The organism is Caulobacter sp. GW821-FHT12D05, assembly GCF_058807295.1.
The window spans coordinates 450,926-467,795 of record NZ_JBXAQO010000004.1; the positions used below are offsets into that span (position 1 = coordinate 450,926).

19 protein-coding genes and 1 other RNA gene are annotated in these 16,870 nt (G+C 69.2%); 9 read left to right on the forward strand and 11 right to left on the reverse strand.

The features are described 5' to 3' along the window. Nucleotides 1-34: 34 nt before the first annotated feature. Nucleotides 35-394: a cell surface protein gene (locus tag AC1RRR_RS20250; RefSeq protein ID WP_492815675.1), complete on the reverse strand. Its 360-nt coding sequence runs from the start codon at nt 392-394 to the stop codon at nt 35-37. A 97-nt stretch (nt 395-491) separates the two neighbouring features. Between AC1RRR_RS20250 and fmt the strand changes: the two genes are divergently transcribed. Next, a complete protein-coding gene (gene fmt, locus AC1RRR_RS20255; protein WP_492815676.1) occupies nt 492-1,418 on the forward strand; it encodes a methionyl-tRNA formyltransferase in 927 nt (308 codons plus the stop codon). After that, a complete protein-coding gene (gene truA / locus AC1RRR_RS20260) occupies nt 1,418-2,161 on the forward strand; it encodes a tRNA pseudouridine(38-40) synthase TruA (protein WP_492815677.1) in 744 nt (247 codons plus the stop codon). The genes fmt and truA overlap by 1 nt, the downstream gene beginning before the upstream one ends. A 131-nt stretch (nt 2,162-2,292) precedes the next feature. Here the strand turns inward: truA and AC1RRR_RS20265 are convergent, their stop codons facing one another. Together AC1RRR_RS20265 and dapE are read right to left on the reverse strand one after the other, a co-directional pair. After that, nucleotides 2,293-3,213: a glutaminase gene (locus AC1RRR_RS20265; protein ID WP_492815678.1), complete on the reverse strand. Its 921-nt coding sequence runs from the start codon at nt 3,211-3,213 to the stop codon at nt 2,293-2,295. 17 nt (nt 3,214-3,230) lie between these two features. After that, nucleotides 3,231-4,379, reverse strand: a complete 1,149-nt coding sequence (gene dapE, locus AC1RRR_RS20270; protein WP_492815679.1) for a succinyl-diaminopimelate desuccinylase — start codon at nt 4,377-4,379, stop codon at nt 3,231-3,233. A gap of 107 nt (nt 4,380-4,486) precedes the next feature. Here dapE and AC1RRR_RS20275 point away from each other — a divergent pair, with 107 nt between their 5' ends. The 3 genes from AC1RRR_RS20275 to AC1RRR_RS20285 are packed head-to-tail and all read left to right on the forward strand — an operon-like array spanning nt 4,487 to nt 7,038. After that, nucleotides 4,487-6,130, forward strand: coding sequence for a peroxidase family protein (locus AC1RRR_RS20275; RefSeq protein ID WP_492815680.1), 1,644 nt, complete (start codon nt 4,487-4,489; stop codon nt 6,128-6,130). Between the two features lie 45 nt (nt 6,131-6,175). After that, the gene (locus AC1RRR_RS20280; RefSeq protein WP_492815681.1) at nt 6,176-6,655 is read left to right on the forward strand and encodes a cupin domain-containing protein; all 480 of its coding nucleotides are present in this window, start codon (nt 6,176-6,178) and stop codon (nt 6,653-6,655) included. Continuing rightward, complete coding sequence (locus AC1RRR_RS20285; protein WP_492815682.1) at nt 6,652-7,038, forward strand: bleomycin resistance protein; 387 nt, start codon at nt 6,652-6,654, stop codon at nt 7,036-7,038. Before AC1RRR_RS20280 ends, AC1RRR_RS20285 begins: the two co-directional genes overlap by 4 nt. On the opposite strand, the gene AC1RRR_RS20290 is transcribed toward AC1RRR_RS20285, so the two are convergent. Next, on the reverse strand, nt 7,035-7,934 hold the full coding sequence (locus tag AC1RRR_RS20290; RefSeq protein ID WP_492815683.1) for a LysR substrate-binding domain-containing protein: 900 nt from the start codon (nt 7,932-7,934) through the stop codon (nt 7,035-7,037). The genes AC1RRR_RS20285 and AC1RRR_RS20290 overlap by 4 nt on opposite strands. A gap of 86 nt (nt 7,935-8,020) precedes the next feature. Between AC1RRR_RS20290 and AC1RRR_RS20295 the strand changes: the two genes are divergently transcribed. Then, entirely contained in the window at nt 8,021-8,713 is a 693-nt protein-coding gene (locus AC1RRR_RS20295; RefSeq protein ID WP_492815684.1) for an FMN-dependent NADH-azoreductase, read from the forward strand. 40 nt (nt 8,714-8,753) lie between these two features. Further along, entirely contained in the window at nt 8,754-9,581 is an 828-nt protein-coding gene (locus tag AC1RRR_RS20300) for an APH(6)-I family aminoglycoside O-phosphotransferase (RefSeq protein WP_492815685.1), read from the forward strand. Here AC1RRR_RS20300 and def read toward each other — a convergent pair. Genes def through AC1RRR_RS20315 form a run of 3 tightly spaced genes read right to left on the reverse strand, consistent with a single transcriptional unit; the run spans nt 9,578 to nt 11,583 of the window. Then, entirely contained in the window at nt 9,578-10,099 is a 522-nt protein-coding gene (def, locus tag AC1RRR_RS20305; protein WP_492815686.1) for a peptide deformylase, read from the reverse strand. The two genes, AC1RRR_RS20300 and def, sit on opposite strands and share 4 nt — an antisense overlap. Before the next feature lie 8 nt (nt 10,100-10,107). Continuing rightward, nucleotides 10,108-11,376 carry a DNA recombination protein RmuC gene (locus tag AC1RRR_RS20310; RefSeq protein WP_492815687.1) on the reverse strand — a complete coding sequence of 423 codons (1,269 nt, stop codon included), beginning with the start codon at nt 11,374-11,376 and terminating at the stop codon, nt 10,108-10,110. Between the two features lie 54 nt (nt 11,377-11,430). Next, entirely contained in the window at nt 11,431-11,583 is a 153-nt protein-coding gene (locus tag AC1RRR_RS20315) for a hypothetical protein (RefSeq protein ID WP_454718194.1), read from the reverse strand. A gap of 150 nt (nt 11,584-11,733) precedes the next feature. Between AC1RRR_RS20315 and AC1RRR_RS20320 the strand changes: the two genes are divergently transcribed. Then, complete coding sequence (locus tag AC1RRR_RS20320; protein WP_492815688.1) at nt 11,734-12,606, forward strand: Rossmann-like and DUF2520 domain-containing protein; 873 nt, start codon at nt 11,734-11,736, stop codon at nt 12,604-12,606. 108 nt (nt 12,607-12,714) lie between these two features. Here AC1RRR_RS20320 and recR read toward each other — a convergent pair whose 3' ends face one another. The 4 genes from recR to ffs all read right to left on the reverse strand — a co-directional run bounded on the left by recR (nt 12,715) and on the right by ffs (nt 15,697). Then, a complete protein-coding gene (gene recR / locus AC1RRR_RS20325; RefSeq protein ID WP_492815689.1) occupies nt 12,715-13,317 on the reverse strand; it encodes a recombination mediator RecR in 603 nt (200 codons plus the stop codon). A 4-nt stretch (nt 13,318-13,321) separates the two neighbouring features. Further along, the gene (locus AC1RRR_RS20330; protein ID WP_295114021.1) at nt 13,322-13,651 is read right to left on the reverse strand and encodes a YbaB/EbfC family nucleoid-associated protein; all 330 of its coding nucleotides are present in this window, start codon (nt 13,649-13,651) and stop codon (nt 13,322-13,324) included. 30 nt (nt 13,652-13,681) lie between these two features. Continuing rightward, nucleotides 13,682-15,517 carry a DNA polymerase III subunit gamma/tau gene (locus AC1RRR_RS20335; protein ID WP_492815690.1) on the reverse strand — a complete coding sequence of 612 codons (1,836 nt, stop codon included), beginning with the start codon at nt 15,515-15,517 and terminating at the stop codon, nt 13,682-13,684. An 82-nt stretch (nt 15,518-15,599) separates the two neighbouring features. Beyond that, an RNA gene (ffs, locus tag AC1RRR_RS20340) (signal recognition particle sRNA small type) lies at nt 15,600-15,697 on the reverse strand. A gap of 93 nt (nt 15,698-15,790) precedes the next feature. Between ffs and nudC the strand changes: the two genes are divergently transcribed. After that, nucleotides 15,791-16,732, forward strand: a complete 942-nt coding sequence (nudC, locus tag AC1RRR_RS20345; RefSeq protein WP_492815691.1) for an NAD(+) diphosphatase — start codon at nt 15,791-15,793, stop codon at nt 16,730-16,732. The last annotated feature ends 138 nt before the right edge of the window (nt 16,733-16,870 follow it).

Below are 16,870 nucleotides of genomic sequence, written 5' to 3' on the forward strand. Positions count from 1 at the left end.
GTCAAGACCCTCCCCCACGGGGGGAGGGTCTTTGTTAATTGGTGGCCTTGTCCAGCTGGCGCTTGCTGTCGTCCGCGCCCTTCTTGACGTCGTGCTTGAGCTCGGTGCCGGCCTCCTTGGCTTCCTGGCCCGCCTTGGCGCCCAGTTCGCCAGCCTTGTCGGCGGCCTCGCCGGCGGCTTGCTTCAGCTCACCGGCCGTCTCCTTGGTGCTTTCCTTGATCGCCGTGCCGGCTTCTTTGACGTCCGGGTCATTGGCGATGTTCTTGGCGGCGTCCTTGATGTCGGAGGCGGCCGCTTGCGCGCCTTCCTTCACTTCGGTGGCGTGTTCCTGCGAGCAGGCGGCGAGAGTCAGGGCCGCACCGGCGGCGGCGATCAGCATCAGCTTGGAACGCATGGTCGGGCTCCTTTTGAGTCGGCTGGATAACGGAGCGCCACGGCTGAGGTTCCGACTCGGCTTTGCGTGAAGCCGCCGAGACCGCTAAACCCCCGCCATGCGCATCGCTTTCCTCGGCACGCCCGACTTCGCCGTGACCTGCCTGGCCGAACTGGTCGCCTCGGGCCATGAGATCGTCGCCGTCTACTCCCAGCCGCCGGCCCCGCGCGGGCGCGGCCAGGAACTGAAGCCCTCGCCGGTCCACGCCTTCGCGGAAGGCCTGAGCCTGCCGGTCCGCACGCCGGTCTCGATGAAGACCGCCGAAGAGATCGAGGCCTTCCAGGCGCTGGAGCTGGACGCCGCCGTCGTGGTCGCCTTCGGCCAGATCCTGGTCAAGGCCGTGCTCGACGCCCCGACCTACGGCTGCTTCAACCTGCACGCCTCGCTGCTGCCCCGCTGGCGCGGCGCGGCCCCGATCCAGCGGGCGATCATGGCCGGCGACCCGGTCACCGGCGTCCAGGTCATGCGGATGAGCGAGGGCCTGGACGAGGGTCCGATCCTGATGTCGCAGCAGGTGGTGATCGCGGCCGACGACACTGTCGCCACCCTGCACGACAAGTTGGCCGCCACCGGCGCGCAGCTGCTGCCCGTCGCCCTGGCCGCCATCGAACGCGGCGGCGCCCGCGAAACGCCGCAGAGCGAAGAAGGCGTCACCTACGCCAAGAAGATCAAGTCGGCCGAGGCCCGCATCGACTGGACCCGCCCCGCCGCCGAGGTCGACTGCCACATCCGCGGCCTGTCGCCCTTCCCCGGCGCCTGGTTCGAAGCGCCATCGGAGAAGGGGCCCGTCCGCGTGAAGGCCCTGCTGTCGCGCGTGGAGGCGGCCTCGGGCGCCGCCGGGACCGCTCTGGATGACAGCCTGCTGATCGCCTGCGGAGAAGGCTCCGTGCGCCTCCTGAAGGCCCAGCGCGAGGGCAAGGGCGTCCAGGACGCCGAGACCTTCACGCGCGGCTTCCCGATCGCCGCCGGGACGACGCTGGCCTGATGCCGCGCTACCGCCTCCTCGTCGAGTATGACGGCCGTCCGTACAGCGGCTTCCAAGCCCAGGCTGTGCTGCCCAGCGTGCAGGGCGCGATCGAGGCGGCGGTGACGGCCTTCAGCGGCGAGACCGTGCGCATCGCCGCCGCCGGCCGCACCGACACCGGCGTCCACGCCACCGGCCAGGTGGTGCATGTCGACCTTGAGAAAGACTGGCCCGCCCAGACGGTGTTCAACGCCCTCAACGCCCACCTGACGCGCGAGGCGGTGTCGATCCTGTCGGCCGAGGTCGCCGAGGGCGACTGGCACGCGCGGTTCTCGGCCAATGAGCGCCGCTACCTCTACCGGATCCTCAACCGCCGCGCCCCGCCGGCGCTGGACAAGGGCAAGGTCTGGCACGTGAAGAAGGACCTGGACGCGGACGCCATGCATGCAGCCGCGCAAGCTCTGATCGGCCTGCACGACTTCACGACCTTCCGCGACATGCACTGCCAGGCCAAGAGCCCGGTGAAGACGCTGGACGTGGCTCGCGTGCGACGTGTGGGGGAAGAGATCCACCTGGACTTCGAGGCGCGGAGCTTCCTGCATCGGCAGGTGCGCTCGATGACCGGCACCCTGGTGGAGGTCGGCGCTGGGCGTTGGACGCCGGACGACGTGAAGGCCGCGCTGGAGGCCAAGGATCGCCGCGAGTGCGGACCGGTGGCGCCGGCCGATGGCCTGTACCTGGTGGGCGTGGGCTACGGCGACTAGTTCAGATCCTCCCCCTAGCGGGGGAGGTGTCGACGCGGAGCGGCGACGGAGGGGGAAGAGGCCGGGCCAGGACAACTACCCCCTCCGGCGCTTCGCGCCACCTCCCCCGCTAGGGGAGGATCTTGTCGTCCTTACAGCACCGAGCAGTTGGTGATCTGGCTGAACGCTTCCAGCGCCGCCGTCCCCACCACCGAGGTGCCGTACCGATCCAGCTCCGGCGACCACACCGCGATCGTCGCCTTGCCGGGGACTACCGCCACGATGCCCCCACCGACGCCGCTCTTGCTGGGCAGGCCCACGCGGTAGGCGAAGTTGCCGACGCTGTCATAGATCCCGCAGGTCAGCAGCAGCGCGTTCAGCCGCCGGGTCAGGCGCTCGGGGAACACCGTCTCCTGCGCGATCGGCGAGAAGCCGCCCGCCGCCAGCGGCAGGAAGGCGCGGGCCAGCTGGCGGCAGCTCATGGTCAGGGCGCACTGGCGGCAATAGGCGGCCACGACGCTTTCGGGGTCGTGGGTCAGCGTGCCCTTGCCGCGCATCAGGCTGGCGATGGCGCGGTTCTGCCAGGCGTTGGCCAGCTCGGACGCCGCCACCGTCGGGTCGATCTCCAGCCGCTCGTCGCACAGGAAACCGGCGAAGTCGCGAACCAGGGCGGCCGGGTCCTTGGTGACGTCCATCAGGATGTCGGTGACGGCCAGCGCCCCGGCGTTGATGAACGGATTGCGCGGCACGCCCTGCTCGGCTTCCAGCAGCGACAGATGGTTGAACGGCGTGCCCGAGGGCTCCTTGCCCACCCGCGTCCAGGTCTCGTCGCCCAGGCGGTTCAGCGCCAGGCCCAGGGCGAAGACCTTGGTGATGCTCTGAACCGAAAAACCTTCGTCGGCGTCGCCGATCACGTGCTCGCCGCCATCGACCGTGCGCACGGCCATGCCGAACTTGGTCCCCGGCACGTCGGCCAGCTCCGGAATGTAGTCAGCCGTACGCCCCTTGCCGAAGTGCGGTTTCACCAGCACCGCCACCTCGGCCAGCACGTCGGGGATCGAGAGCGCCTTCATGCCCGACGCCCCGCCCTTTACGCGAACGCCGCGAAGTAGCGGTTGATCAGCGCCTCATAGGCGTCGGCCAGATAACGGATCTCCTCGACCGGCACACGCTCGTCGACCTGGTGCATGGTCGAGCCGACCAGGCCGAACTCGACCACCGGGCACAGGGCGCGGATGAAACGAGCGTCGCTGGTGCCGCCGGTGGTCGATAGCTCCGGCACGCGGCCGGTGGCGTCGCCCACGGCGGCCACGATCACGTCGGTGAAGGCGCCGGGCTCCGTCAGGAAGGCCTCGCCGCTGATCTTGCACAGCGCCTCGACACGGCCCGAGAAGCCTTCGGCGGCCTCGCGGCACTCCTGCTCGATCCAGCTGGCCAGCTCGTGGCCCTTGTGGGCCGGGTTGAAGCGGATGTTCACCCGGGCCTTGGCCGAAGCGGGAATGACGTTGGTGGCGGTGTTGCCGACATCGACCGTCGTCACCTCCAGGTTCGACGGCTGGAAGCCGGTATAGCCGTCGTCCAGGATCCGGCTCTGCAGGCGCGAGAGGATGTCGACCAGCACCGGGATCGGATTGGCCGCGCGGTGCGGATAGGCCACGTGGCCCTGCTTGCCGTCGACCGCGATCCAGGCGTTGATGCTGCCGCGCCGGCCGATCTTGACCATGTCGCCCAGCAGGTTGGCGCTGGTCGGCTCGCCGACGATGCAGTGGTCGATGATCTCGCCCTCGGCGGCCAGGGCCTCGACGACCTTGACGGTGCCGTCCTCGGCCACGCCCTCCTCGTCGCCGGTGATCAGGAAGCTGATCGAGCCGGCATGCTCGGGGATCTTGGCGACGGCGGCGACGAAGGCGGCGATGGCCGACTTCATGTCGACCGCGCCCCGGCCGTACAGCACCCCGTCCTTGATCTCGGCCTCGAACGGCCCGGCGGTCCAGGCGGCGTCATCGCCCACCGGCACAACGTCGGTATGGCCCGCGAAGCACAGGTTCGGCCGCGCCGTGCCGCGCCGGGCGTAGAGGTTCTCGATCTCACCGAACTTCATGCGGCGGCAGGCAAAGCCCAGGGCTTCCAGCTGGCGCTGCAACGTGTCCATCGCGCCGGCATCGGCCGGGGTCACCGACGGACGGCGGATCAGGGCCTGGGCAAGCGCGACGGGGTCAATGAGGGCGGCTTCGGTCATGGCCATGCCTTTAGGCCCGGCGCCGAGGCGACGCAAACTTGATCCTTCGACAATTCCCGCAAAAGCTGTACCGTTCGGAAATTCAATCGACCTTGGGGGAGTTCAACATGCTGGCGTGGTTGATCGCGGCGTTGGAGCCGGTCGTAGCCTGGCTGACCACGGTCTGGCCCGCCTTTCACCGCTGGATCAGCGGCCTGCTGATCAACGGCATCGTCGCCGAGACCCGGCCCCGCCCGCATCCTTGGAGCACCAAGACCCCCTACATCAGCTGGGCGGGCCTCACCGACCGCACCTACAGCGCCCGCCAGCTGCCGGCGAAGGACCTGGGCCCGTTTCCCGCCGAGGACGTCACCGCCGGCCTGTTCGCGCGGGCGGCGGGCAAGCCCCAGGTCTACTGCGCCAAGTCGACCATGCTGTTCCCGGCCTTCGCCCAGTACCTGACGGACGGCTTCATCCGCACCATGGTGTCGGCCACCAAGGAGGATCGCGCCCGCAACACCTCCAACCACGAGATCGACCTCTGCACGCTGTATGGCCGCACCGAGACCCAGACCAACGCCCTGCGCCTGAAGTCGCCTGACCAGCGCGGCCGACTGAGGTCGCAGACGATCAAGGGCGAGGAATATCCGCCGTCGCTCTATGACGCGAATGGCGTGGTGCTGAAGGATTTCGTCGACCTGGATCCGCCGCTGGGCGTCCTGGACAAGGACATTCCGGCCGACCTCGAGAAAGGCACGCCCGAGCGCAAGGCGACGCCGCTCGACATCAAGCGTCAACTCTTCGCCCTGGGCGGCGATCGCGCCAACTCGACGGTCGGCACGATGATGATGGGGACCCTCTTCCTGCGCGAGCACAACCGGCTGGCCAGGGTGATCTCGGCGGCCAATCCCGACTGGAACGACGACCGGGTGTTCGAGACCGCCCGCAACGTGGTGATCGTCCTCTACATCAAGCTGGTGGTCGAGGAGTACATCAACCACATCTCGCCCTCGCGCATCCGCCTGCTGGCCTATCCCAACGACGGCTGGAAGCGGCCGTGGAACAAGCCCAACTGGATCACCGCCGAGTTCAGCCTGCTGTATCGCTGGCACTCGCTGGTCTCCGAAGACATCACCTGGGCAGGGCAGCCGTTCAAGACCCGGGATCTGCAGTTCGGCGGCGACCAGCTGACCGCCCACGGCCTGGCCAACGCCTATGTCTGGATGAGCGCCCAGCCCGCGGCGCTGCTGGGCGCGCACAACACCGCCGACTATCTGCACGACGTCGAGGTGCGGGCGATCCGGCAGGCGCGCTCGAACCAGATCGACTCCTACAACGCCTATCGGGTGGCCAACGGCATGAAGGCCGTGACGACCTTCGAGGAGATCAGCACCCGCCCCGGCGTCGCCGACCAGCTGCGCGCGCAGTACGGCCATGTCGACAAGGTCGAGCTCTATGTCGGCCTGTTCGCCGAGGACACGGCGGCCAACTCGCCGCTGCCGCCGCTGATCCTGCGCATGGTGGCCATCGACGCCTTCTCCCAGGCCCTGACCAACCCGCTGCTGTCGCAGAACATCTGGGGCGACGAGGACAAGGACGGCAAGCCGGGCAACAAGACCAAGACCTTCACGCGCGAGGGTCTGGCGGCCATAACCTCCGCCAACAGTCTTTACGACCTGCTGGTCCGCAACGGCGCCGATCCGGGCAAGGCCTTCGTCGGCATGACCCGTCCCGAGTGGAAACGGAACGCCAAGGTGCAGCGGGTCGGTTGAGGCGGGCGGAAGCCGTGCTTAACTGCGCGGGCGGAGGACACGCCCTTGCCCAAGATCGACCTGACCACGGCCCCGACCCGCGTCGGCACGGCCTATCCGGCGCCGTTCGATAAACCCTGCCTGCGCCGCCATCGCACCAAGCTGGGCGACGCGGTGGGCCTGGACCAATTCGGGGTGAACCTGCTGCGGCTGGAGCCCGGCGTCTGGTCCAGCCAGCGCCACTGGCACACGGCCGAGGACGAGTTCACCTGGGTGGTCCAGGGCGAGGTGGTGCTGGTTGAAAACGACGGCGAGACGGTGCTGCGCGCCGGCGACTGCGCGGGCTTCAAGGCCGGCGTCGCCAACGGCCACCACTTCCAGAACCGCTCCGACAGGGACGTACTGCTGCTGGAGATCGGCTCACGGCGGCCGGACATCGACGGCTGTGACTATCCCGATATCGACCTCGTCCTGCGCGACGGTGAGGATATCTATCGCCACCGCGACGGGACACCGTACGAGACCGACCAGGGCCGCAAGCGATGAGCCCGCGCCTGACCAGCATCACGCCGATCTTGTTCGCCCGCGACGTCGAGGCGGCGGCGGGGTTCTACGCCAAGCGCCTGGGCTTCACGGTCGACTTCCTGCACGGCCAGCCGGTGTTCTACGGAGCGGTCAGCCGCGACGGCGTCTGCCTGCACCTGCGCCATGTCGATGAGCCCAATTTCGCCGCGCTGGCGGCGCACGAGGAGTCGCTGATCCTGGCGACCATCCAGGTCGAGGACGTGCGGGCGCTGTTCGCTGAGTTCGAAACGGCCGGCGCGGACCTCGTCCAGCCACTGGTGCAGCAGCCGTGGGGCGGCCTGGACTTCCAGATCCGCGATCCGGACGGCAACCGCATCTCGTTCGTGCAGTTCGTCGGGGCCTAGGGCCTCAGCACCGCCAGCAGCCAGTCATGCACCGCCATCACCGCCCGCGAGGCCGTTGGCAGCCGCAGCAGATGGTAGGGACGCCCTTCGATCACCGGGCCGAACGGCTGGACCAGCAGGCCCGTCTCCAGCTCGTCGCGCACCAGGCTGAGGCTGCCCATGGCCACGCCCAGGCCGCCGACCGCCGCCTGGTAGGCGTGGCTGTCGTCGGTGAACACCAGGCGCGGGGTCGCATCCAGGTCCGCCAGCCCCGCCACCTGCGCCCAGCGCGCCCAGGTCGGGGTGTCCGCCGCCGGGTGTCGCCACTCGCAATGCAGCAGCGGCTGGCCGCGCAGGTCCTCGGGCGAGCCCAGGGCCAGGTTGGGGCTGAACACCGGCGCGAAGGTCTCGACGAACAAAGGCTCGGCCTTGAGGCCTGGGAACGGGCCATAGCCGTAGCGGATGGCGATGTCCGCCGCGCCCGAGCGCAGATCCACCGTATCGTCGGAGGCGTGCAGCCGCAGCTGGACGTTGGGGTGGGCGGTGCGGAACGCGGCCATGCGCGGCAGCAGCAGACGGGCGGTGAAGCCAACCAGGGCCGACAGAGTGACGACGGTCTCGCCCTCCTCCGGGCACAGGGTCCGCAGCGCCTCGGCGAAGGCGTCGAAGCCGTCGCGCAGCACCGGGAACAGACGCTGGCCGGCGACGGTCAGGCTGACCCGCCGCACCTGGCGGTCGAACAGCTTCAGGCCCAGCGTCTCCTCCAGCTCGCGGATGCGGTGGCTGATCGCCGTTGGGGTCACGGCCAGCTCGTCGGCGGCCAGGCGGAAACTCTCCAGCCGGGCGGCCGCTTCGAAGGCGCGCAGGGCGCCCAGCGGCAGGCGGCGGCGCGAGAAAGATGAATTGATCTCATCCATGGCCTGATGATTACGCGTTCGTCAGCGCGCCGTCACGCGCGCAGAACGCTCTCCACGGATGACCCTTCATCACCTCGGAGACGCTCATGACCACCGTCCTGCAGATCGACGCCAGCGCCCGTTCGGGCCGCTCGGGCGAGAGCCGCCACGGCTCGCACACCCGCCGCCTGACCCATCGCTTCGTCCAGCGCTGGAGCCAACTGCGGCCGGACGACGAGATCCGCCACCGCGACGTCGGGTTGCGTCCGCCGCGCCCGGTCAGCGGCGACTGGATCCACGCCGCCTTCACGCCGGAGGCCGCCCGCGAACCCTGGATGCGTGAAGTCCTCTCCGAAAGCGACACCCTGGTCGCCGAGCTGAAGGCCGCCGACGTCATCGTCATCGGCGCGCCGATGTACAATTTCGGCCCGCCGGCCCCGCTCAAGGCCTGGATCGACAACATCGTCCGCGTGGGCCTGACCTTCGGCTTCGACCGGTCGCGCGAGGGCGAGCCCTACTGGCCGATGCTGGCCGACCACGGCAAGACCCTGGTCGTCCTGACCGCGCGCGGCGACTACGGCTACGACGCCGGCGGACGGGTCGCCGACCTGGAGCTGGTCACGCCCAGCCTGGCCAAGCCCCTGGCCTATCTGGGGATCACCGACCTGCGCACGGTCGCCGTGGAGTATGACGAGTTCCAGGACGATCGCCTGGCGGCCTCACTGGCGCAGGCGGAGACGGCGGTTGACGCGCTGGTCGAGACGTTGGCGGCGGAGCGTGGTCAGGCGCGGGCGGCTTGAGGCGCTTGCGCCTTCGGCCCGCCCTTCTCAAGTACGGGGCATGACAATTCCACCCGAGGTCACGCCCTATCTCCGTGACTGGACCCTGCTCCCCGACGGCGCACTCATCACGACCCATTCCAGCTGGGTGCTGCCTGTCCGCCGAGGATCCGAAGCGGCGATGCTCAAGGTCGCGCGGATCCCTGACGAGCAGGCCGGTTATCGGCTGATGGCCTGGTGGGGCGGCCAAGGCGCGGCGAAGGTCATCGCCGCCTCGGAGGGCGCGTTGCTCCTGGAGCGCGCCCTCGGCCAGCGCAGCTTGGCGGAAATGGCGCGGTCGGGTCAGGACGACGAGGCCTGCCGCATCCTCTGCCGGACCGCCGCGCGACTGCATGCGCCGAGATCGGGATCTCTGCCCGAGCTGAACCCTCTAGACCGCTGGTTCCAGCCGCTCTTCGACCTGGCGCCGAGCCATCCGGCGCTCGCGCCCGCCGCCGAACAGGCTCGCGTCCTGCTAGCCGACCAGCGCGACATCCGCTCGCTACACGGCGACCTGCACCACGACAACGTGCTGGACTTCGGGGAGCGCGGCTGGCTGGCCATCGATCCGCACGGCCTGGTCGGCGAGCGCGCCTTCGACTTCGCCAACATCTTCACCAATCCGGACCTGGGCGACCCGACCCAGCCCGTGGCCACGCTGCCCGGACGGTTTGAAGCGCGACTGAAGATCGTGACCGAAGAAACGGGCGTCGAAGCGACCCGCATCCTTGCATGGATCGTGGCTTGGACAGGCCTGTCAGCGGCCTGGTTCATCGGCGACGACGATCAGCGCGGAGCCGAGATCGACCTTCAGATCAATGCGCTGGCGAGGCAGGCCCTGGCGGCTTAGGCCGCGCGGCGGGCCTTCTTGACCTTGGTGATGGCGCGGTCGCGGCGCAGGCGCGACAGGTGGTCGATGAACAGCACGCCTTCCAGGTGGTCCATCTCGTGCTGGATGCAGACGGCGAACAGGCCCTCGGCTTCCTCGACGACCGTCTCGCCCTGATAGTTCAGGTAGCGGATGGTGACCTTCGACGGACGCTCGACCTCGTCGAAATATTCCGGCACCGACAGGCAGCCTTCCTCGTAGCCGAGGGTGTCTTCCGAGCTGGACAGGATCTCGGGATTGACGAAGTAGCGCGGCGCCGGCTCCTCGCCCTCGCGGGCCAGGTCCATGGTGATGACGCGCACGGGCTCGCCGATCTGCACGGCGGCCAGGCCGATGCCGGGGGCGTCGTACATGGTCTCCAGCATGTCATCCATCAACGCTCGCAGCTCATCGGTGACGGCCTCCACGGGCGTGGAGATCTTCTTCAGCGTCGCCAGATCGGCGGCGTTATCGACGGTGAGGATGCGACGGATGGCCATAACGCTGATCAGGTAGGCGTCTCATTTCCGAGCGTCAAGGTGGGAGATTGTCCCGCCCCGCTCAACTTCGTGAGAGGCCGCACCCCCTGTTCGATGGCTGCCGGCTCGTCGATCTTCTTGCCTTCGTGGTCGACCGACAGGTCCTCGAAGCGGCGGGCCTGGGTCAGGACCTGGCTCTCCAGCGAGCCGACGAACTGGTTGTACTTGCCCACCGCGCTCTCCAGCGCCTTGCCCATGGCCCCGGCGTGGGCGCCCATGACCGAGACGCGCTTGTAGAGCTCGCGGCCAACCTCGACGATACGGGCGGCGTTCTTGGCCTGGTCCTCGGCGCGCCAGCCATAGGCGACGGCCTTGCAGAGCGCGAACAGGGTCGTCGGCGTCACCAGCACCACGCGGCGGTCCATGGCCTCGGCCATCAGCTCGGGCAAGCGGTCAAGCGCGGCGGCCAGGAAGCCGTCGCCCGGCACGAACATCGCCACGAAGTCGGGCGAGCCCTCGCCCGCGAACTGATCCCAATAGGCCTTGGACGACAGGCCCTGCATGTGGCTGCGCACGCTCTGGGCGTGGCGGACCATGGCCGCCTCGCGCAGCACATCGTCGGTCGCTTCCTGCGACTCAAGGAAGGCGTTCAGCGAGCACTTGGCGTCGATCACGAACACCCCGCCGCCCGGCAGGGTGACCTTGACGTCGGGCCGGCGGCGGCCTTCCTCGCTGTCGACGCTGAATTGCTCCTGGAAGTCGAAGCGGCTGTTGAGGCCGGCGGCCTCGAGCACGTTCCTCAGAGTCTGCTCGCCCCAGCGCCCCTGCACGCCAGCCCCGCGACGCAGGGCCGCCGACAGCTTGCGCGCTTCGGCCTGGGTGGCGGTCGAGGCCTCCAGCAGGGCGGCGATCTGGGCTTTCAGGCCGCCGGTCTCTTCGGCGCGCGACTTCTCGACGGCGGTGACCTGGGCCTCGAACTTGGCCAGGGTCTCGGCCACGGGCTTCAGCTGGGCCTCGAGGCGGGCCTGGGCCAGGTTGTCACGGCTCTTGGCGTTCTCGTCGGCGCGCCGGATCAGCTGCTCGGCGATGGCGTTGGCGCTCTGGGCGGCCTGGGCCTTGATCAGTTCGATCTGGGTGGCGGTCTGGTCTTCCAGCAGGCGTTCGCGCTCCTGCAGTCTCCAGACATCGGCCTCGGCCTTGGCAGCCCGCTTCTGCGCGGTGAGCGCCCACAGGGCGCAGGCGGCAGCGGCCAGAGCAAAGACGATGGCCAGGATCAGGAACGGATCGGAGAAGTTCATGCTCCGTTCTTACCGGGAGTCGGCGGCGGCTTAAAGGCCGCCGCCCGTATCTTGTCAGTCGTCGCCGTCGGCGAGATCGGCGATCATGCCGTTGATCGGCTCGCCGGCGAAACCGGTGACGTTGTGGCCCTTGTCCACCACGCCGACCTTGGCCGGGTGCGGCGCTTCGGTTTCGGCTTCCGGAGCCTTGTCTTCGGGCGTGCTCATGAAATCAGTCCCTCATTCCTGGCGCGGCGGCGGTTCGCCGAACGCGAGTACGCCAAGCTTGGCATGACCAAGCGGCGCTGTCAGCGGGCGGCTCTCGATCTGGACGCGACGAGGGTCTAGATGCTCGGCCTCGTCGCAAGGAGCGCCAGCATGGCCCGACTTTGGATCATCGGACCGGGCGCGGTCGGCAAGACCCTGGGCCGGCTGTTCCATGACCACGGCGCGTTCGAGATCGCCGGGATCGCGGCGCGCACGCCGGAGAGCGCGCAGGCGGGCCGGGCCTTCATCGGCGGCGGCGAGGTTATGGATCTCGAGGCCTTCTCCCCTAGCCCCGGCGACGCGGTGATGTTGTCGGTCCGCGACGAGGCCATCGAGGCTGTCGCGACACGGCTGGCGGAGAAGGTCGATCCGACGGGGCTGGTCGTCTTCCATTGCAGCGGCGCTCGCGACCTCGGGCCTCTGGCGCCGTTGCGCGGCGCGGCCCTCGCGGCGCTGCATCCGGTCAAGGCCTTCGCCGACCCGGCCCGCGAGGTCGCCACCTTCGAGGGCGTGGTCTGCACCCTGCAGGGTGATCCGGCGGCGCTGGACGTCCTGGCCCCGGCCGTGCGGGCGATCGGCGGCGAGCCGGTGGTCCTCGAGCCCAGCGTCGACCGGCGGCTCTATCATGCAGGCGCGGTGTTCGCGTCGAACTACCTGACGACGCTGGTGCAGGCGGCGCTGGACGCTCACGCGGCGGCAGGGATCGGCCAGGCCGACAGCCTGCGGATCCTCGCGCCCATCCTGCGCGACGCCCTGGGCGCGATCCTGGAGCGCGGCCCCGTCCAGGCCCTGACCGGCCCGATCGCGCGCGGCGACGCCACGACGGTGAAGGCGCAGGCCGAGGCGATCGCCGCCCGTGATCCAGCGCTGTTCGATCTTTATCTGAAACTGGGCCGCCGGACGCTGGACCTGTCGCGGCGCAAAAGCCCAGAGCTGGACCTTGAGGCCTTGGCGAAGGTGTTGGCCAAACCGGTCTCCGACTGAGGAGCCGAAAACCTCGTCCTTCGACAAGCTCAGGATGAGGTTTTCTACTGATACGGCTTCAAAAGTAGTCCTCACCCTGAGCCTGTCGAAGGGCGGGGACGGCCCCGCCTAGGCCGGCCGCCGGGCGCGTAGGGCCTGGGCGATGGTGCCGTCGTCCAGCCAGTCGAGGTCGCCGCCGACCGGCACCCCGCGCGCCAGCATGGTCACCGGCACATTGGTCCGCGCCAGGCGGTCGGCGATGTAGTGGGCGGTCGTCTGCCCGTCGACCGTGGCCGGCAGGGCCAGGATCACCTCGGCCACCTCGCCGTCAGCCACGCGGGCCGCCAACTCGCCGATGCGCAGGGCTTCGGGACCGACACCATCGAGCGCCGACAACAAGCCGCCCAGCACGTGGTAGCGCCCCCGGAACGAGCCGCCGCGCTCCATGGCCCAGACCGACCCGACCTCCTCGACCACGCACAGCAGGCGCCGGTCGCGCGAACCGTCGGCGCAGATCGAGCAGGGATCGGTGACGTCCAGCGAACCGCAGGTCCCGCAGGTGCGCACCTTGGCCTGAGCCTCGGCCATGGCCAGCGCCAAGGGCGCCAGCAGCGTGTCGCGCTTCTTCAGCAGGGCCAGAGCCGCCCGCCGGCCCGAACGCGGTCCCAGCCCCGGCAGCTTTGACAGCAGGGCGATCAGGCGTTCGATCTCGGGTCCGGCGGAGGCTCCCAAGTTTTTAGAACTTCATCCCGGGCATGCCGCCCATTAGGCCCGCCATCGGGCCGGCGGCGTCCTGCATCATCTGGGCCTGCTTGGCGTCCAGCTTCTTCTTGGCGTCGGCGTGGGCGGCGATGATCAGGTCGGCGATGACCTCGCCCTCACCCGGCTGGACCAGGCTTTCGTCCATCAGCACGCGCACCAGCTCGCCCGTGCCCATCAGGGTGACGGTGACCATGCCGCCGCCCGAGGTGCCGTCAACCGTGCTGACGGCCAGCTGCGCCTGCGCGTCGGCCAGTTTCTGCTGCATGGCCTGGGCCTGCTTCATCAGGCCGCCGAGGTCTTTCATCCTAGAACTCCAACTTCAAAATCGCGGGCCTCAGCCCTCTTCCTCGTCCGGCTCGAGCGGCGGGGTTTCCGGCGTGAGCAGCTTGCGGATCTCGATGATCTCGGCGCCGGGGAAGGCCGACAGCACCGAGGCGACGAAGGGATCCTTCTTGATCTCCTCCATCTGCTCGCGCTCTTCGCGCTTCTGGCGCTCCATCAGGCTCTCGGCCCCGCCGCCGCCTTCGGCCGCGACCAGCCAGGGCTGGCCGGTGGCTTCCTTCAGGAAGCGGACCAGACGGCCGGCCAGGTTGCCGGGCGCGCCGGGGGCGGCCTCGAAGGTGATGGCGCCGGGCCGGAAGCTGATCGGACGGATATATTGCTCGGCGTCCAGACGCAGGCCGATGTCGCGCTTGGCGGCGATCAGGGCCATGACGTCGTCGAACGAGGCGACCACCGGCATGGCCTGGGCGCCCGGCGCGGCCATGGTCATCGGCGCATGGGCCGAGACCGCACCGCCACCACCGCCGCCGCCGCCGCCGACCGAGACACCACCGCCCGGACCGCCGCCGCCGATCGGCGAACCGTCGCGCAGGGCCTTCAGCGCCTCTTCAGGCCCTGGCAGATCGGCGGCGTAGCACAGGCGGATCAGGGCCATCTCGGCCGCGGCCATGGCGTCGGGCGCGCGGCGCACCTCCTCATGGGCCTTCAGCAGCATCTGCCACAGGCGCGACAGCGTGCCGGCCGAGGTGTGCGCCCCGATGGCGGCCAGGCGGGCGGCCTGCTCCTTGGGCATCGACAGGGCGTCCGGCCCCAGGGCCTTGGACACCGCCGAGCTGTGGCAGTGGTCGAGGACATCGAGCATGACCACCGACGGGTCGGCCCCGAAGCCCCACAGGGCGCGGAAGCCTTCCAGCGCGTCCTTGGTCTTGCCGCCCATGACGTTTTCGAACAGGGCGATGGTCTGGCCGCGATCGGCCAGGCCCAGCATGTCGCGCACGACGGCCGAGGTGACCGTGGCCCCACGATCGGTCTGGACGATCGCCTGGTCCAGCAGCGACAGGCCGTCGCGCACCGAACCCTCGGCCGCGCGGGCGATCAGGGCCAGGGCGTCGGTCTCGATCCGCGCGCCTTCCTTGGCCGAGATCTTGTCGAAGTGCTTGACCAGCACGTCCGGCTCGACCCGGCGCAGGTCGAAGCGCTGGGTGCGCGACAGGATCGTCACCGGGACCTTGCGGATCTCGGTGGTGGCGAAGATGAACTTGGCGTGCGGCGGCGGCTCTTCCAGCGTCTTCAGCAGGGCGTTGAACGCCGCCGTCGACAGCATGTGCACTTCGTCGATGATGTAGACCTTGTAGCGCGCCTCGACCGGGGCGTAGCGCACCCCGTCCAGCAGCTCGCGCATCTCGTCGACCTTGGTGCGCGACGCGGCGTCCAGTTCCAGCACGTCCATGTGCCGGCCCTCGATGATGGCGCGGCAGTGGTAGCCTTCGGTGGTCAGGTCGACGGACGGGCCTTTGACGGTGTCGGTCTCGTAGTTCAGGGCGCGGGCCAGCAGGCGCGCGGTCGTGGTCTTGCCGACGCCCCGCACGCCGGTGAGCATGAAGGCGTGGGCGATACGCCCCGTCGAGAAGGCGTTGGCCAGGGTGCGGACCATGGCCTCCTGGCCGATCAGGTCCTCGAAGGTGCGCGGGCGGTATTTCCGCGCCAGCACCGTATAGGCGTCGCCTTCCTTGCCCTCGGGCGGAGACTCGACGACGGGGCGCGACTCTTCACGGGCCGCCGGCGCGGGCGTCTCACCGAAGATGTCGGCGGTGTTCTCGTCGCGTTCAGCGGGCGCTTCGTCCCACGGCGGCGCGGAATCGTTCGTGAGGTCGTCGTGGTCGGCCATGAGTCCGAGTGTAGTGGCGCGAAGGGCGCAGCAAAAGCCTCACGCCCGCTTGAGCGTGCATCTACTGACAGAATTTAGGGGAAGGTGGAGACCGGACAGCGACCCAGAGGTGATCTCGTTGTGGCTGCTGCCTCTCGGCCCTGACCAGGTTGGCGAGGCTTCCGTCCGCGCCGATCTCCGAGGCCTATATCGCGGGTCATTGCGGCGGATGCAAGACGCATGACGCATCTGCGACGTCGTGACGAGCGTTCATACTCGCGCTAGAGACGACAAATGCCTCTTTCGATCATCACCAACACCTTCGCCGGCAACCCGTTGAACCGCGACAGCGAGCGTCGCGGCGACGAGGCTTGGCTGGCTGAAAAGCTGACCGACGCCGAATCCCTGGCCGTGGCGCTGTGGAACGGCAAGCCGCTGGTCGAGGACGTCCTGGGCGAAGACGGTCAGCCGACCGGCGTCCAGATCGCCTATCTGCGCGCGGACCTGGCCCAAGACCTGGCGGGCGGCAATGAGCGCCTGCTGTATATGGGCCTGTGGAAGGACATCGCGGTCTTCGCCGTCGACGTCGAGGGCGCGGCCGATCCCGCCGAGGGTCCGCTGAAGGGCCTGGGGCGCTTTGAGGAGCTGCGCGGCGCGGCCTCGACCATGCCGCCGGCCGACGCCGGCATCCTGGCCACCGCCAAGTCGATGTTCGAATGGCGCCGTCGCCACCGCTGGTGCAGCGCCTGCGGCCAGAAGACCGAGGTCAGCGACGGCGGCTGGAAGCGGATCTGCACGGCCTGCGAGACCGAACACTTCCCGCGCACCGACCCGGTAGCGATCATGCTGGCTCTGCACGAGGGCAAGTGCCTGCTGGGCCGTCAGGCAGCTTGGCCAGCCGGCATGTTCTCGGCCCTGGCCGGCTTCATCGAGCCCGGCGAGACCATCGAGGAAGCCTGCGCCCGCGAGCTGCAGGAAGAGGCGGGGCTGAAGGCGACGGCCGTGCGCTACCATTCCAGCCAGCCCTGGCCGTGGCCGGGCTCGCTGATGATGGGCTTGATGGCGGATGTCGAAAACGCCGACGCCGCGCCGGACCAGACCGAGCTGGAAGAGGTGCGCTGGTTTACCAAGGAAGAGGCCCAGCAGCTGATCAAGGGCGAGCTGGAGGGGGTGTTCGCGCCGCCGCCGCTGGCGATCGCGCATCAGCTGATCAAGGCTTGGGCGGAGGAGGCGTAGGCCAATAGATCCTCCCCCGCGATGCGGGGGAGGTGGCCCAGAGGGCCGGAGGGGGCCAGCACGGCCTCGATCCAGTTAGCCCCCTCAGTCGCTCCGCGACAGCTCCCCCGCATCGCGGGGGAGCATCTATCGCCGAGC

What these genes read in the sequence shown, in the direction of transcription:
- AC1RRR_RS20250 (WP_492815675.1), bottom strand. Translation starts at nt 394, where the DNA reads ATGCGTTCCAAGCTGATGCTGATCGCCGCCGCCGGTGCGGCCCTGACT.
- fmt (WP_492815676.1), top strand. Translation starts at nt 492, where the DNA reads ATGCGCATCGCTTTCCTCGGCACGCCCGACTTCGCCGTGACCTGCCTG.
- truA (WP_492815677.1), top strand. Translation starts at nt 1,418, where the DNA reads ATGCCGCGCTACCGCCTCCTCGTCGAGTATGACGGCCGTCCGTACAGC.
- AC1RRR_RS20265 (WP_492815678.1), bottom strand. Translation starts at nt 3,213, where the DNA reads ATGAAGGCGCTCTCGATCCCCGACGTGCTGGCCGAGGTGGCGGTGCTG.
- dapE (WP_492815679.1), bottom strand. Translation starts at nt 4,379, where the DNA reads ATGACCGAAGCCGCCCTCATTGACCCCGTCGCGCTTGCCCAGGCCCTG.
- AC1RRR_RS20275 (WP_492815680.1), top strand. Translation starts at nt 4,487, where the DNA reads ATGCTGGCGTGGTTGATCGCGGCGTTGGAGCCGGTCGTAGCCTGGCTG.
- AC1RRR_RS20285 (WP_492815682.1), top strand. Translation starts at nt 6,652, where the DNA reads ATGAGCCCGCGCCTGACCAGCATCACGCCGATCTTGTTCGCCCGCGAC.
- AC1RRR_RS20290 (WP_492815683.1), bottom strand. Translation starts at nt 7,934, where the DNA reads ATGGATGAGATCAATTCATCTTTCTCGCGCCGCCGCCTGCCGCTGGGC.
- AC1RRR_RS20295 (WP_492815684.1), top strand. Translation starts at nt 8,021, where the DNA reads ATGACCACCGTCCTGCAGATCGACGCCAGCGCCCGTTCGGGCCGCTCG.
- AC1RRR_RS20300 (WP_492815685.1), top strand. Translation starts at nt 8,754, where the DNA reads ATGACAATTCCACCCGAGGTCACGCCCTATCTCCGTGACTGGACCCTG.
- def (WP_492815686.1), bottom strand. Translation starts at nt 10,099, where the DNA reads ATGGCCATCCGTCGCATCCTCACCGTCGATAACGCCGCCGATCTGGCG.
- AC1RRR_RS20310 (WP_492815687.1), bottom strand. Translation starts at nt 11,376, where the DNA reads ATGAACTTCTCCGATCCGTTCCTGATCCTGGCCATCGTCTTTGCTCTG.
- AC1RRR_RS20315 (WP_454718194.1), bottom strand. Translation starts at nt 11,583, where the DNA reads ATGAGCACGCCCGAAGACAAGGCTCCGGAAGCCGAAACCGAAGCGCCG.
- AC1RRR_RS20320 (WP_492815688.1), top strand. Translation starts at nt 11,734, where the DNA reads ATGGCCCGACTTTGGATCATCGGACCGGGCGCGGTCGGCAAGACCCTG.
- AC1RRR_RS20330 (WP_295114021.1), bottom strand. Translation starts at nt 13,651, where the DNA reads ATGAAAGACCTCGGCGGCCTGATGAAGCAGGCCCAGGCCATGCAGCAG.
- AC1RRR_RS20335 (WP_492815690.1), bottom strand. Translation starts at nt 15,517, where the DNA reads ATGGCCGACCACGACGACCTCACGAACGATTCCGCGCCGCCGTGGGAC.
- nudC (WP_492815691.1), top strand. Translation starts at nt 15,791, where the DNA reads ATGCCTCTTTCGATCATCACCAACACCTTCGCCGGCAACCCGTTGAAC.